Source organism: Chitinophaga ginsengisegetis (genome assembly GCF_900168065.1).
Lineage (GTDB): Bacteria > Bacteroidota > Bacteroidia > Chitinophagales > Chitinophagaceae > Chitinophaga > Chitinophaga ginsengisegetis.
In genome coordinates this window covers 20407-33835 of the sequence record NZ_FUZZ01000001.1, presented here as the reverse complement: position 1 = coordinate 33835, position 13429 = coordinate 20407, and the positions used below count along the sequence as shown (strand labels likewise).

At 47.7% G+C, this 13429-nt stretch carries 10 protein-coding genes; 3 read left to right on the top strand and 7 right to left on the bottom strand.

Features of this window, described 5'->3' with window-relative positions; translation table 11 throughout:
• The first annotated feature begins 175 nt into the window (after positions 1-175).
• A complete protein-coding gene (locus tag B5Z18_RS00120; RefSeq protein ID WP_079467393.1) occupies positions 176-382 on the top strand; it encodes a hypothetical protein in 207 nt (68 codons plus the stop codon).
• 113 nt (positions 383-495) lie between these two features.
• Entirely contained in the window at positions 496-1512 is a 1017-nt protein-coding gene (gene trhO, locus B5Z18_RS00115) for an oxygen-dependent tRNA uridine(34) hydroxylase TrhO (protein WP_079467392.1), read from the top strand.
• 190 nt (positions 1513-1702) lie between these two features.
• Here the strand turns inward: trhO and B5Z18_RS00110 are convergent, their stop codons facing one another.
• From B5Z18_RS00110 to B5Z18_RS00080, 7 genes are all read right to left on the bottom strand, one after another.
• Positions 1703-4801: an efflux RND transporter permease subunit gene (locus tag B5Z18_RS00110; RefSeq protein ID WP_079467391.1), complete on the bottom strand. Its 3099-nt coding sequence runs from the start codon at positions 4799-4801 to the stop codon at positions 1703-1705.
• A 12-nt stretch (positions 4802-4813) separates the two neighbouring features.
• Positions 4814-6127: a carbohydrate porin gene (locus B5Z18_RS00105; RefSeq protein ID WP_079469919.1), complete on the bottom strand. Its 1314-nt coding sequence runs from the start codon at positions 6125-6127 to the stop codon at positions 4814-4816.
• 7 nt (positions 6128-6134) lie between these two features.
• Complete coding sequence (locus B5Z18_RS00100; RefSeq protein WP_079467390.1) at positions 6135-7226, bottom strand: efflux RND transporter periplasmic adaptor subunit; 1092 nt, start codon at positions 7224-7226, stop codon at positions 6135-6137.
• A gap of 4 nt (positions 7227-7230) precedes the next feature.
• The gene (locus tag B5Z18_RS00095) at positions 7231-8508 is read right to left on the bottom strand and encodes a TolC family protein (RefSeq protein WP_159454129.1); all 1278 of its coding nucleotides are present in this window, start codon (positions 8506-8508) and stop codon (positions 7231-7233) included.
• Positions 8509-8590: 82 nt separating this feature from the next.
• Positions 8591-9961, bottom strand: coding sequence for a HAMP domain-containing sensor histidine kinase (locus tag B5Z18_RS00090; protein WP_079467388.1), 1371 nt, complete (start codon positions 9959-9961; stop codon positions 8591-8593).
• A gap of 9 nt (positions 9962-9970) precedes the next feature.
• A complete protein-coding gene (locus B5Z18_RS00085; RefSeq protein ID WP_079467387.1) occupies positions 9971-10657 on the bottom strand; it encodes a response regulator in 687 nt (228 codons plus the stop codon).
• Positions 10658-10721: 64 nt separating this feature from the next.
• Positions 10722-12689, bottom strand: a complete 1968-nt coding sequence (locus tag B5Z18_RS00080; RefSeq protein WP_079467386.1) for an ABC-F family ATP-binding cassette domain-containing protein — start codon at positions 12687-12689, stop codon at positions 10722-10724.
• 129 nt (positions 12690-12818) lie between these two features.
• Here B5Z18_RS00080 and B5Z18_RS00075 point away from each other — a divergent pair, with 129 nt between their 5' ends.
• Positions 12819-13409 carry a DUF3347 domain-containing protein gene (locus B5Z18_RS00075; RefSeq protein ID WP_159454128.1) on the top strand — a complete coding sequence of 197 codons (591 nt, stop codon included), beginning with the start codon at positions 12819-12821 and terminating at the stop codon, positions 13407-13409.
• Positions 13410-13429 lie beyond the last annotated feature (20 nt).

Below are 13429 nucleotides of genomic sequence, written 5' to 3'. Positions count from 1 at the left end.
AGATATATACAATAATTATCAAATAGTTATAAAAAGATAAATATTTTTTAGATCTCCGGTGAACCTTTGGTTGAGTTAATTCGTTAGTAAGGTAAGTATATTTTGGCCCAGCGTAGTACACATTTTACTCACACGTTGGTGCCAGAATGAAGCGTCATCCTTTGAACCATCCGGTATGAGAAAAATCGCCCTCATTGTGCTGTTGTCGGGAATTATCCTGGCGGTAGCCGCCTACATTACGGAAACAAATGACCTGCCCGGTGCGGCAGAACTGAGAACTCCCGGCTTTATCGGTTACATCTTCATTATCAGCGCAATAGCCTGGTTTTCCTTACATATTCTTTACCAGTGGGCGAAGAAATCAGATCCTTATCACTACTGATATTCAGTGAATTTTGCTACCTTTGCGGCCTAAATCAATTGTTCTTTTACGATTAAAGAGGGTTGATTGGAGTTTTGTTCGCGACGCAGGCGTCCTTAAAATTTCAAGCAATTATGGCATTACACAACAGAGTATCTGCCGCCGAACTGAAAGTACGGCTGGCCAATGAAACGTTTAAACGCGTCACTGTTTCTTTCTACCAGTACGCAAAAATCCCCGATCCACAGGCATTCCGTGATCAACTGTACGAATCGCTTTTCCAACTCGGCACTTTCGGACGTATTTATGTAGCACACGAAGGCATTAATGCCCAGGTGAGCGTTCCCGAGCATCACTTTGAGGCATTTAAGCAACAACTGTATGCTATCGACTTCCTCAATGGCATCCGGCTCAACATTGCCGTGGATGATGACGGCAAATCCTTTTTTGTGCTGAAAATCAAAGTCCGTGAAAAGATCGTGGCCGACGGCATTGAAGATCCCACCTTCGATATGGCCAACCGTGGCCGTTATGTGGATGCCGGTACCTTCAACGAACTCACCGCCGATCCGGATACCGTGATCGTGGACATGAGAAACCACTATGAGTATGAAGTCGGACATTTTGAAGGCGCCATAGAAGTGCCCTCAGATACTTTCCGTGACCAGCTGCCGATGGCGGTGGACATGCTCGCAGATAAAAAAGACAAGAATATCATCATGTACTGCACCGGGGGAATCCGCTGTGAAAAAGCATCGGCTTACATGCTGCACAACGGCTTTAAAAATGTATTCCACCTCGAAGGCGGTATCATTGAATATACTAACAAGGCCCGTCAGCAAGGACTTCCCATTAAGTTCAAAGGCAAAAACTTTGTATTCGACGACAGGCTCGGGGAACGCATCAGCGATGATATTATCAGTCAATGCCACCAGTGCGGAGCGCCCTGCGACACACATACCAACTGCCTGAATGATGGCTGCCACCTGCTGTTTATTCAATGCGAATCCTGCGCAAAAAAGTATGATGGCTGCTGCAGCGAATCCTGCCAAACCACCCACGCATTACCTCCGGAACAACAGGCGGAACTGCGCAAGGGAGTGGAAAAAGGACTGATGTTCAACAAATCCAGGAGAAGAAAAATAGAATAAAAAAATCCGCCCCGCGTTGTTTCTTCTCGGCAGGGCGGAGTAGCTGACCATAAAATTGAATCGGCCGGATCACTCCGGCCTTTTCTTTTCTATGACCATTCTATCAACCTATATGCGAACTAAAAATGTAAGCGTGTAGCCCTCTGCGTTATAAAGTACTAAATGAAACGACTACACGCCATTCAATCCATTACATCTGATCCTTCTTATTTTTATAAGCACCGTAGAAAATGATCGGGAATACCAACAGCGTAAGTACCGTTGCGGTAATAAGCCCGCCAATTACTACGATGGCCAGTGGCTTCTGTGTTTCAGATCCGATACCATGTGATATAGCTGCCGGAATCAAGCCTATGGCGGCCATCATGGCTGTCATCACCACCGGCCGTATACGGCTCTGCACACCCAGTTTAATCGATTCATTCAACGATAGTTTTGCCTCCAGGTTTTTATGGAATACGGAAATGAGGATCACTCCATTCTGAATACAGATACCAAACAATGCAATGAAACCCACACCTGCGGAGATGCCAAAGTTCATATTGGTAACATGCAATGCCAGGATACCACCTATCAGTGCAAACGGCACGTTCATTAACACCAGCCCTGCATCCTTTACACTGCCCAGCATAATAAACAACACCATAAAGATGGCAATGATACTGATAGGCACTACCTGTCCCAGTCGTTGTGTGGCGCGCACCTGGTTTTCAAATTCACCCGTCCAGCCAATGCTGTAGCCTTTCGGTAGTTTCACCACCCGGTTGATTTTCGCCTGCGCTTCAGCAATGGTGCTGCCGAGGTCGCGGTCACGAACAGAGAACTTCACGCCGATAAAACGTTTGTTACTGTCGCGGTAAATGAAAGCCGGTCCGGTAATGGTTTTGATCTCTGCGATCTCTTTCAGCGGTATTTTATTGTTGTTGATTGTAGGCACCATCAGGTTGGCCAGGTCATCTTCCGTTTTGCGATAGTTCTCATCATAACGGATACGGATATCGAATTTTTTCTCGCCTTCATACAGCTGGGTAGCCGTTTTACCGCCAATAGCCATTTCAATAACTGCCTGTGCGTCACCGGTGGCTACGCCATACTGGGCCATTTTGTTGTCGTCGAGATTGATACTCATTTCAGGCTGACCAATATTCCGGATCACCCCAAGATCTTTAATACCCTGCACTGTTTTCAATTGCGCTACTACCTGTTGTGAGAGCGATTCCAGCTTCACGAGGTCATCTCCAAAGATCTTTACACCGTTGGCGGCCTTGAATCCGGCTACTGCTTCAGAAACGTTGTCGCTGATAGGTTGTGAGAAGTTCAGGATGATACCCGGGTATTTCTTCAGGCGCTGTTCCATCTGGGAAATCAGTTCGTCCTGCGTAATCTTGCGTTTCCATTCATCCTTCGGCGCCAGGTCTACCTGGTATTGTACAAAGTAGAAACCGTTGGGATCTGTACCATCATTGGAGCGGCCTACCTGCGATAATACCCTTTTTACTTCAGGGAACCCGCCGAGGTCCTGGCGGATATCATGCGCCATTTTGGTGCTTTCTGTGAGCGACATACTCATGGGCAGTTCCGTGGTTACCCACAGGGAGCCTTCATTCAGTTGCGGAAGGAACTCTGTTCCCAGGAATTTGGCCGAAACAAAGGTGAGCACCATGAAAGCCAGTGCCAGCGTAAGACTCAGGCGTTTATTCCGGTAGGTCCATCCGAATCCTTTCATTACAAAACGGTCAAAGAAATTCACCAACGGGTTGTTTTTCTCTTTCACGTTTTTATTGAGCAGTATAGAACACAGTACAGGCACCAGTGTTAAGGTGAACAGTAATGCGCCCAGTAAAGCAAATCCCAGCGTCCAGGCCAGTGGCGAAAACATTTTACCTTCTACTTTCTGGAAAGAAAATATGGGGATCAGGGAGATGATGATAATGAGTTTAGAGAAGAAGATGGCTTTGGCCAGTTCTCCACCGGTTTGCTTGATCCAGCCCAACTTCGCCATTTTGTTGAACCGCTCCATGCCAAACTTGTGGGCCTTATGGTCCAGCATCACGAAGATGCCCTCCACCATTACCACGGCGCCATCTATGATGATACCGAAGTCGATCGCCCCCATCGACAGCAGGTTGGCGCTCATGCCTTTCAGGCGTAAGCACATAAAGGCAAACAACAGGGCCAGCGGAATAATGATGGATACAATCACGGTAGTGCGCCAGTCGGCCATGAACAGGAATACGATCACCGTTACAAAAATGATCCCTTCAGCAAGGTTGTGCATCACCGTATGGGTGCAGAACTCCATGAGGTTATCACGGTCGTAGAACGTTTCCATTTTAATATCATCGGGCAAAATGGTTTCATTCAGCTCTTTCAGCTTCTCTTTCAGGCGGGCGAGCACTTCTGTCGGATTTTCTCCTTTACGCATTACCACAATCCCTTCTACCAGGTCGTCGTTGCTGCCTATGCCTACCTGGCCTACACGCGGCGCCGAGGCTTCGTGTACGTTAGCCAGGTCCTTCACCAGGAGGGGCACGCCATTGATATTCTGAACAATGATGTTATTGATATCGGGAATACTGTTCAACAGGCCGATACCACGCACTACATATGCCTGTCCGTTCTTTTCAATTACGTCGCCGCCTACATTCACATTACTTTTGGTAACGGCCTGGTATAATTCCAGTGGCGTGATATCGTATTTGGCAAGTCTTACCGGGTCAGCGGAGATCTCATAGATCTTTTCCTGTCCGCCGAAGGCCACTACGTCGGCAACGCCGGGCACGCTGCGGATCTGCCGGTCTATCACCCAGTTTTGCCAGGTGAGCAGGTCGCGGGAGTCGCGTTTGCTGCTTTTCAGGTAGTACCGGAATATCTCACCGGTAGGGCCATAGGGGGGCTGTACTTCGGGATCGGCGCCCTCCGGCAAACTGATACTCTGCAACATGTTGTTGACCTGTTGCCGGGCGAAGAAATCTTCTACGTCATCGTCAAACATGATCTTTACTACAGATAATCCGAACATGGTAACAGAGCGTACGCTGGTTTTCTTCTGTACCGCATTCATAGATACTTCTATGGGCAGCGTTACAAAGCGTTCCACTTCCTGCGCGCTGCGGCCGTTCCATTTGGTTACAATCACGATCTGTGTATTGGTAACGTCGGGGAAGGCTTCAATGGGCGTATGCAAAAATGAGAATATGCCTGCTGCGATCAGCGTAGCCACACTGATAAAAACAAACAGTTTGTTTCTCAGCGAAAAAGCGACAATATTTCTAATGAATTTATTCATAAGTCCTGTTCTTTAGAATGCCACTCTGGTCCTTAACCCGATGATATTTACCGGTCCGCGGTCCCTGTTATAGGCAGGGTGCATCACAAACTGGTAGTCAGGGCTTAAGGCTATATGTAGCCTGGTAATGTTACATTGATAGAAAACTTCGGCGATCATTTCCGGTGCGTAGTTCAGCTGGCCGTCGCCGATCATGAAGCCGGTGCCGCCTGCCGCCAGGTAGTTGCGGTGTTCTGCTGATAATCCGTTTACCACCACCGCTACGCCGGCATTGTCTTGCGCCCGGTGCCAGCACTGGCCGTTTTGCAGCCATCCGGCGCTGATGGAACGGTCGATTTCTGTATAGGCCCAGGTTTCATTACGACCATCATTCCACGATGCTTTCAGGAAAGCGCCGCCGCTGTTGGTCAGCTCCTGGTCTATATTGATACCGAAACCATATTTGGTGCGTCCATCTCTTCTTACGGAATTGATGTCGGGTGTGTCTTTTGCCACGCTCACCGCTTCGTTATAATTGCCCATAGGGGCCTGGTTAATAAATGCCATTAACCGCACATTTCCTTCATGCTTATTTAGCGTATGCGTGTGTGTTACTTCCACTACTTCGCCGTTGGATTTACCGTAGTGGTAGTTCAGCTTCGGTCCGTTGGCTTCTTCCGGCTCCAGAGAGGTAGCTGCCTGCAACAGCCAGTTATCTTTCCGGTACTGAACGGTCAGTGCCATCGTATAACCGCGTACATCTGCGGGATAGTCCCACGCGGCGTTACTCATCAGCGACCAGTTCATAAACTGGGTGCGGGGATCATGACTATACGCATTCTGATCAAAGAAATCCGCGAGGCAGTATTTCCCGCCAATAAACCGCAGATAATGAGTAGGAGTGACGCCGCCTACATGATTCAGATCATCGCCATCCGCTTCTGTAGCAGAAGTTAACGGTAACGTATATACGCCATAAGCGCGGGCCAGGTAAATTTTTGGTTTAGGATCGCCCACACGAAAGGTTTCTCCGTTCGGGAAACCCGCAATGCCGGTGGCATGGCTGAGACCTTCACCACCGGCGAGTTCCGGGTTCACGTATAATTCAAAGTTCTTCCACGGACGGATACCGGCATAAACTGTACTGGTAATAGACGTAGCCCCTTTTTCATGGGTGCGGAAACTGTTGGCGCCTGAGTACTTCGCGGAGAAATCAGGATGCCATTGCGTTACCAGCGTTTGCTGAAAATGGAACGTGTACGGGATAATGCTATCCGTTTTCTTTTCCTGTGCCAGCAGGCGGGTACTGCCCAGTGCCAGTATTCCTATGGAGAACAACTGCTTCATTGCCGGATTAATCTTTAAGTGCATCGTAAATGAGCAATTGGTTTTTGGAGATCACTTTCTCTTCTGCTGCTAAGCCGGAGGAGATATAAGTAATATCACCAGCTGTTTTATCTACTTCCACCTCGCGTACGGCTATATTAAATTTGTCTTTAAATACCAGCACGTAATTTTTGCTGTTATCAAAGATGACGGCGGCAGAAGGGACGGCTATTTTCTGGTCGTTATCCTGGTATTTTACATATACCGTGGCAAACATTTCCGGCTTCAGCAGCATGTTTTTATTATCGATGCTGATCCTTACCTGCATGGTTTTGGTAGCGGGGTCCAGGAAGTTGTAGATCTTGTCGATTTTGCCACGGAAAGGCTGATCAGGGTAACTTACTGTTACCACGTCTGCTTCATAGCCTTCTTTGATGCGTGCGATATCTGTTTCAAAAACATTGGCCATCACCCACACATCGTCCAGCTCGGAGATGGTGAAAATATTGGAACTGTTATCGGTACGTATCTCCATGTTATTATTGATATTCTTCTCAATAATATAACCGGAAATAGGGGCGGTTACCAGGTAGGTAGCGCCTTTACCTTTACGGTATATTTTAAACAGGTCGTTGAGCCGGTTAATTTCTGCATCAGATTTCTGTACTTCTCCTTTGGCATTTACTACATCTTTATCTGTGTTCAAACGGCTGTCGAACAGGTCCTGGGCTACTTTGAGGTTTTTGTCTGCCACATTGCGGTCCGACTTAGCCTGTGCCAGCTGCTTTTCGTAATCAGCAATTTCAGCACTGTGTATAACGGCCAGTACCTGGCCTTTCTGTACATAGTCGCCCAGCTGAACTTTGATATCTTCCACATACCCGCTCACCAGTGGATATACTTTCAACACCTTACCGCCGTTGGGAGTAACCTTACCGGATAAACGAACTTCATTCACCACCGGTTGCAGATGTGCGGTATCGATACGGATATTTTTCAGCATGGTATCGCTGAGCACAAAGGTGGTTTTCTCCTGATCTTCTGCCTGGCTGTGTTTACAACCACTCCATAGAATGGTTGCCAGCAGCGAAAAGCCAATAAAAAGGAAAGGCTGTTTCATGCGCTTAATTTTTAAATAATTCTTGTCCTGTTGCATAGTTGAGTTCTTCGTAGGCATTTACCCGGTTGGATAAAAACTTGTTGATATTTTTTGCGTTATCGCTGTAACTGTTGAAGTAATCGATGAATTGAAGAAGGGAGATATTTCCTTTGCTGAAATTCTTGGCCACTTCTGCAATCAGGGTATCAAATTCTCCCTGGAACTGGTGCAGGTCAAATCCTTTGTAACGCTTTTCCAGTGCTAATATGCGCTGATAAGCATTCAGCACTTCCGATTGTGCGATGGATTGTTGCTGCAGCAGTTGCTGTTGCTCTGACCCGATCTGGAGCTGCGCCGCGCGGATATTTCCCTGGTTACGGTTCCAGGTGGGTAAGTCAATGCCCAGTGTTAAACCAACGAAATTTGGCGTGTAACTGCCTTGTTTGTCGTAGGTAGCGCCTACATGAAGGTCCGGTACTGCCATTGATTTCTGGAGGCGGTAGTTCAGCTGTGCGGTTTGATACTGCATGTCGGCCATCCGTACATCCGGCCTGTTCTGCGCTACGCTGTCGAGCAGCGGTTGCAGCTGGATTTTATCCAGGTTATATGAAGCCAGGTCCGCAGGTTGCAGCCGGGCTTCATAAAAAACACTGGTATGTAACAACTGTTGCAGGTTTTTCTGTGATTCCAATTCCTGTTGTTTCAGATCGGCAAAGTCGTTTTCAATGCCTACCTGCAATGCCTGCAGCCTTACGAGATCCGCGTGGGCCACGCTTCCTTTTTTATCTGCCGTTACATATGCATCCACAATTTTCTGCAGGTTATCCAGCTGTTCTTTCAACACGGTTTCGCTCTGTTGCTGGTAGTATACATTGTAGAAGTTTTCCCGGAGTTGTAAGCGGAGGGTACGCACGAGTTCATCGAAGTTGGCTTCGCTCATTTTAGCTGCTGCTGCCGCCAGTTGTATGGTTTTATTCCGTTTGCCTGCCAGCTGGATCAGCTGATCCAGGTTGTATTGTGTTTCGCCACCGGCGCCCACATTAAACGGCTTGAAATTATTGGTGCTGCCAAAACCCAGTACGGTGCTGAAGGAGGGGTTGTTCCACATCTTCGCCTGCCGGATCAGCGCTTTGGAAGCGTCTACCTGGTAGCGCTGCGCCAGTAATAAATAGTTTTTTGTAAGAAATGAATCTTCCACTGCCTGCAAGGTGACAGGTTGAGAAGTGATTTGCGCCTGCACATGTTGAATATAGCCCAGGCCGGAAATACACGCTGTTAGGAACAGCATCCTGATAGTTCGCATAATGCCAGATTTCATGGCACAAAGCTCAGAAAGGTGAATTAAAGCGGCCTTTAAGGAAGATTAAAAAAAACTTAAAAGAAATTTAAACATGTGGGAGGATCACGGAGAAAGTGGTGCCGCCTTCGGGATTGGAAGTAACAGTGATATGCCCGTTATGGATCTGCACAATTTTTTTACAGATAGATAAACCCAGGCCATGACCGCGGATCTGAAGGGCATTCTGACCACGGTAAAAGGGTTCAAATATTTTGTTAATGTCGTCCGGTGGAATACCGATGCCAGAATCTTTTATCTGTACGAGGATATGCTTCGTGTAAAAATCTATCGACACATGCGCCGTGTTATTTTCGGAAAACTTACACGCATTATCAATCAGGTTCAGGAAAAGTACCTTTAATAAATTCTCGTTTCCATAACAGGTTACCAGCAAATCATTATCGGGCACCTTCATAAACTGGATCTCTACTTTGCTGGAGGTTTTTTGTTTCAGCCGGATCAGGGTGGTCATCTCCATCAGTAATTCATCGATCCTTACATTACCCAATACAAATTCCTGTTGCCGCATTTCCGACTGCGCCAGTTGCAGCAGGCCATTGGAAAGGTCGGAGAGGTTTTCTGCATCTTCCAGCACGGAAGTAAGTAGTACCAGGTATTCTTCTTTGCTACGGTCTTTGGATAGTGCCACCTGTAACTGGCTGATGATGGCTGCCAGGGGAGTACGCAGCTCATGGGAGGCGTTGCTCACAAAGCTTTTTTGCAGATGGAACGACTCGCTGAGGCGTTGCAGCATGGTGTTGAAGTTGGCGCCCAGCTTAGCTATTTCATCTTTCCCTTTCACGGCTACCTGCGTATCCTGCATGTTGTTGGCATTGATACTATCTACCTGCTGTACCAGCTGATCGATAGGCTGCACCATTTTACGGGCAAAAAAGTAACCTACGCCCACCAGCACTATCACGGCGGTAATCAGCTCCAGCAGCAGGATCTGGCTGAGGTTCTGCAGGTTTTGAAAACCATATTTATCAAAGGAAGATACAATTACGATGACAGACACATTGCCTTCTGTATAATAAACGCCTACAACTTCACCGCTGCCTTTGTCGTAGCTGTACAGTTTATTTTCTTTGATGTAGTCGAGTAAACTGGGATGTGTGCGGATGGTGGTGTCTTTCAGATTGCTGTACAGCAGGTCGTAACTGGGGTTGTATACGAGGATCGTTTCTTTATAAAGATCCTGGAAGGTGGTCCGGTCCAGTTTCCGCAGCAAATCCACCTTTACGTTGCCGTCTTCAATAATCACGTTGGCAATGGAGCGGGCGCGGTATTCCAGCCTTTCCAGGTATTCCGCCTTCCGTGATTTGGCGGAGAAATAATACGCCAGCACGGCAAATGCAACGAGCATCAGCGTGGCCGAGAGGGTATAATAGAGCGCTATTTTATATTTGATTTTCAACCGGGCGTGTTATTCTTCAGAAAGATAATAACCCATACCTGTTTTGGTGTGCAGGAGTTTCTGATCAAAATCCTTGTCAATTTTTTTGCGGAGGAAGTTCATGTACACTTCAATCACGTTGGTACCGGTATCGAAGTCGATATCCCATACTTTTTCGGCGATGGTGATTTTGGAGATAACCTTGCCTTTATGCATGGCCAGAAATTCCAGCAGCTGGTATTCTTTGGCGGTGAGGGCAATTTTTTTGCCGCCACGGGTTACGTCTTTTTTCTCCCGGTCTATTTCCAGGTCGGCGATGCTGATTTTGTATTGGGTACCGTGAGTGGCATCGGAGCCGGCTCTTTTCAGGAATACCCGGATACGCGCCAGCAGTTCGCGGAAGTCGAAAGGCTTAACGAGGTAGTCGTCCGCACCCAGCTCAAAAGCCTGCATTTTGTCTTCCATGCCCCCAAGTGCAGTGAGCATGATCACGGGAACGCGGTTGTTTTTATGGCGGATTACTTCACACAGCTCGTAGCCGTTGTTGTGGGGCAGGTTGAGGTCCAGGATCACCAGGTCGTAATCGTTGCTGGTGGCCAATCCTTTGCCTATACGTCCGTCGTAGGCCACATCTACATCAAAACCGTTTTCTTCCAGTCCTTTCTTCACGGCATTGGCTACTTTAACTTCGTCTTCAACAACCAGTATTTTTTGCATACTTCAGAAAGGGTTTAAGTGTTGTTATACAGGTATCCCGAAAGATACCTGTATAACAAAATTACTAACTGATAAGGTTCGCTTCCAGCTGCATTATTTTCTCAAATAACTGCTCATATTGCTGATTGGCCCTGTCCAGGTATTTCTGAACATCCTGGTATTCGCTTTCTACCTGGGCAAATTTAGCTTTATCGTTATAGATTTCAGGAGAACCCAGGCTGGCTTCCAGGCCGGCTTTACGTTCCTTCAGGCTGGCCACCTGGCCTTCTACCTGTGAAAACTGTTTTTGTTGTTTCTGCAGTTCACGCTGTACGTCTTTGTTGATAGCGCCTTTGCCTGCATCTGCAGCAGGGGCGGAGGCTTGCTGGCGGCTTTCTTTTTTCGTATCTGCGTTATTGTTAGTGGCTTTGGCATTGCCGGGCTGTTGCTGGGCAGCCATTCTCTTTTTCCACTCTTCGTATTCGTTGTAGGTACCTTTGAACTCCTTGATTTCACCGTCAACGATTTCCCAGATCTTGTTGGCGGTCTGGCTTACGAAGTAACGGTCGTGCGATACCAGTACCAGGCTGCCGTCGTATTTGTTAAGGGCATCTATCAGCATTTGCACGGAGTTCATGTCCAGGTGGTTCGTGGGCTCATCCAGCATCAGGAAGTTGGCCTGGCTGATAATGGTTTTTGCCAGCGCCACACGGGCCTTTTCACCTCCGGACAGGATCTTGATCTTTTTAAATACATCATCGCCGGTAAAGAGGAAGCAGCCTAACAACTGGCGTAGTTCCAGCTCTGTACGGCCGCTGCCAAAGTTTTTCAGTTCATCCAGTATTTCGCTGTTCATGTCCAGTGATTCCAGCTGGTGCTGTGCATAGAAGCTGGTTACCACGTTATGACCGGGTACCCGTTCACCTTCCATCGGCTCCATACCAAAGATGATCCGCAGCAGGGTAGACTTACCCTTACCATTGGCGCCGATTAAGGCTATTTTATCACCACGGTTGATTTCAGCGCTGGTATTTTTTAAGATCTCTATCTTGCCGAAGCTTTTACTGATATTATTCAGGGTACATAAGATCTTACCAGGCGTTTTATCTACGGTGAAGTTGATTTTAATTTTAGAGGGACCGTTATCGGTTTGTTCCACACGCTCCAGTTTATCGAGCCTTTTGGCGATACTCTGTGCCTGGGCTGCTTTGGATGCTTTGGCTTTAAAGCGCTCAATAAAACGTTCCTGCTGGCGGATATAGTCCTGCTGGTTTTCGTAAGCACGTTGCTGCATTTCGCGGCGCAGTTCCTTTTCCACTTCATAGTCGGCGTAAGAACCGGCGTAGTGGTGCAGCTGCTGCTGGTATACTTCCACGATCTTGTTCACCATACGATCCAGGAAGAAACGGTCATGCGATACAATGATCACGGCGCCGTTGTACCCTACCAGGTACCTTTCCAGCCATTCGATGGAGGGAAGATCCAGGTGGTTCGTGGGCTCATCGAGCATCAGCACATCCGGTTGCTGCAGGATAAGACGGGCCAGGAGCACACGCATACGCCATCCACCGGAAAACTGGCTGTATGGCCGTTCCAGGTCGGAGGTGGTAAAACCAAGACCTTCCAGCACCTGTGCCGTTTTGTGTTTCATGTTGTAGCCGTCGAGCGCTTCAAATTCATGCAGTTTATCGCTGAATTCGTGCAACAGTTCTTCTGTCTGGCTGTCTTCCAGTTCCCGGGTAATACGCTCAATGTCTTTCTCCAGCTCCAGCGCTTTGCCAAAGGCCATCATGCCTACGGTAAGGATAGATTCATCGGTTTCAAAGCTGAGCAGGTCCTGGTTAAAGAAGCCAATCGTCAGACTTTTACTTTTATTAACACTTCCTTTGGAAATGGAATATTCCCCATTGATAATGCGCAACAGGGTAGATTTGCCGGTACCATTCAACCCGATAAGCCCCACACGGTCGCCCGGTTCTATATGCCACGAGGAATTTTCCAGAATAACCCTGGACCCAAACTCAAACGTAATGTCCTGTAATGCGATCAACATAAAAAATAAAAAAATTGGATAAAAAACGTGCAAAGTTAAGGAAAAATGCGGACTTTAACCTACTCAAATTCAGTACTCCTGAGAAACAATCCGGTCATTTTATTTAGTTTTGTTGCAAAGTGTAAGATTATGAATTTTAAAGTATGCGTTCCGGTTGGCTTACTGATGCTGAGTGCGGCCCTGTTTGCCTGCAACCAGCAGGCCGCCCCGAAGGAGGAGGCAGCAGCGGCAGGCGCTTCTACCGCGTTACAGGCGCCATATAGCCACGTATTTTACGACTCACTCGGCGCCACTATGCAATCGTATTATAAACTTTCGGATGCGCTGGTACAGGCCGATAGCACCGCTGCCAACACCGCTGCTGCGGCGCTCAAAGGGCATGTGGACAGTCTCCCGGTGAACCTTTTACAGATGGATAGCAGCCACCTGGCCAATATTACCGGCATCACCGGCAGCGTAAGCGCCGAATTAGCCGGGCTGGCAGGAGAAACGGAACTCGATGGTAAAAGAGCGGCTTTCCAGATGGTATCCGATATGCTGTTCGACCTTGTGAAGAATACAGGCCTGAAAGGTCATACTATTTATCACCAATACTGCCCGATGGCCTTTGATGACAAAGGCGCTTACTGGCTCAGCGACAAGGCAGACATACAGAATCCTTACTTCGGTCATAAGATGCTCACCTGCGGTGAAACCAAAGATAGCCTGAGCTATAAATAATAAGTAATCGTTGGATCGTG

Excerpts from the sequence above, each read along its gene's own strand:
- B5Z18_RS00120 (WP_079467393.1), top strand. The coding sequence starts at position 176 with ATGAGAAAAATCGCCCTCATTGTGCTGTTGTCGGGAATTATCCTGGCG.
- trhO (WP_079467392.1), top strand. The coding sequence starts at position 496 with ATGGCATTACACAACAGAGTATCTGCCGCCGAACTGAAAGTACGGCTG.
- B5Z18_RS00110 (WP_079467391.1), bottom strand. The coding sequence starts at position 4,801 with ATGAATAAATTCATTAGAAATATTGTCGCTTTTTCGCTGAGAAACAAA.
- B5Z18_RS00105 (WP_079469919.1), bottom strand. The coding sequence starts at position 6,127 with ATGAAGCAGTTGTTCTCCATAGGAATACTGGCACTGGGCAGTACCCGC.
- B5Z18_RS00100 (WP_079467390.1), bottom strand. The coding sequence starts at position 7,226 with ATGAAACAGCCTTTCCTTTTTATTGGCTTTTCGCTGCTGGCAACCATT.
- B5Z18_RS00095 (WP_159454129.1), bottom strand. The coding sequence starts at position 8,508 with ATGCGAACTATCAGGATGCTGTTCCTAACAGCGTGTATTTCCGGCCTG.
- B5Z18_RS00085 (WP_079467387.1), bottom strand. The coding sequence starts at position 10,657 with ATGCAAAAAATACTGGTTGTTGAAGACGAAGTTAAAGTAGCCAATGCC.
- B5Z18_RS00080 (WP_079467386.1), bottom strand. The coding sequence starts at position 12,689 with ATGTTGATCGCATTACAGGACATTACGTTTGAGTTTGGGTCCAGGGTT.
- B5Z18_RS00075 (WP_159454128.1), top strand. The coding sequence starts at position 12,819 with ATGAATTTTAAAGTATGCGTTCCGGTTGGCTTACTGATGCTGAGTGCG.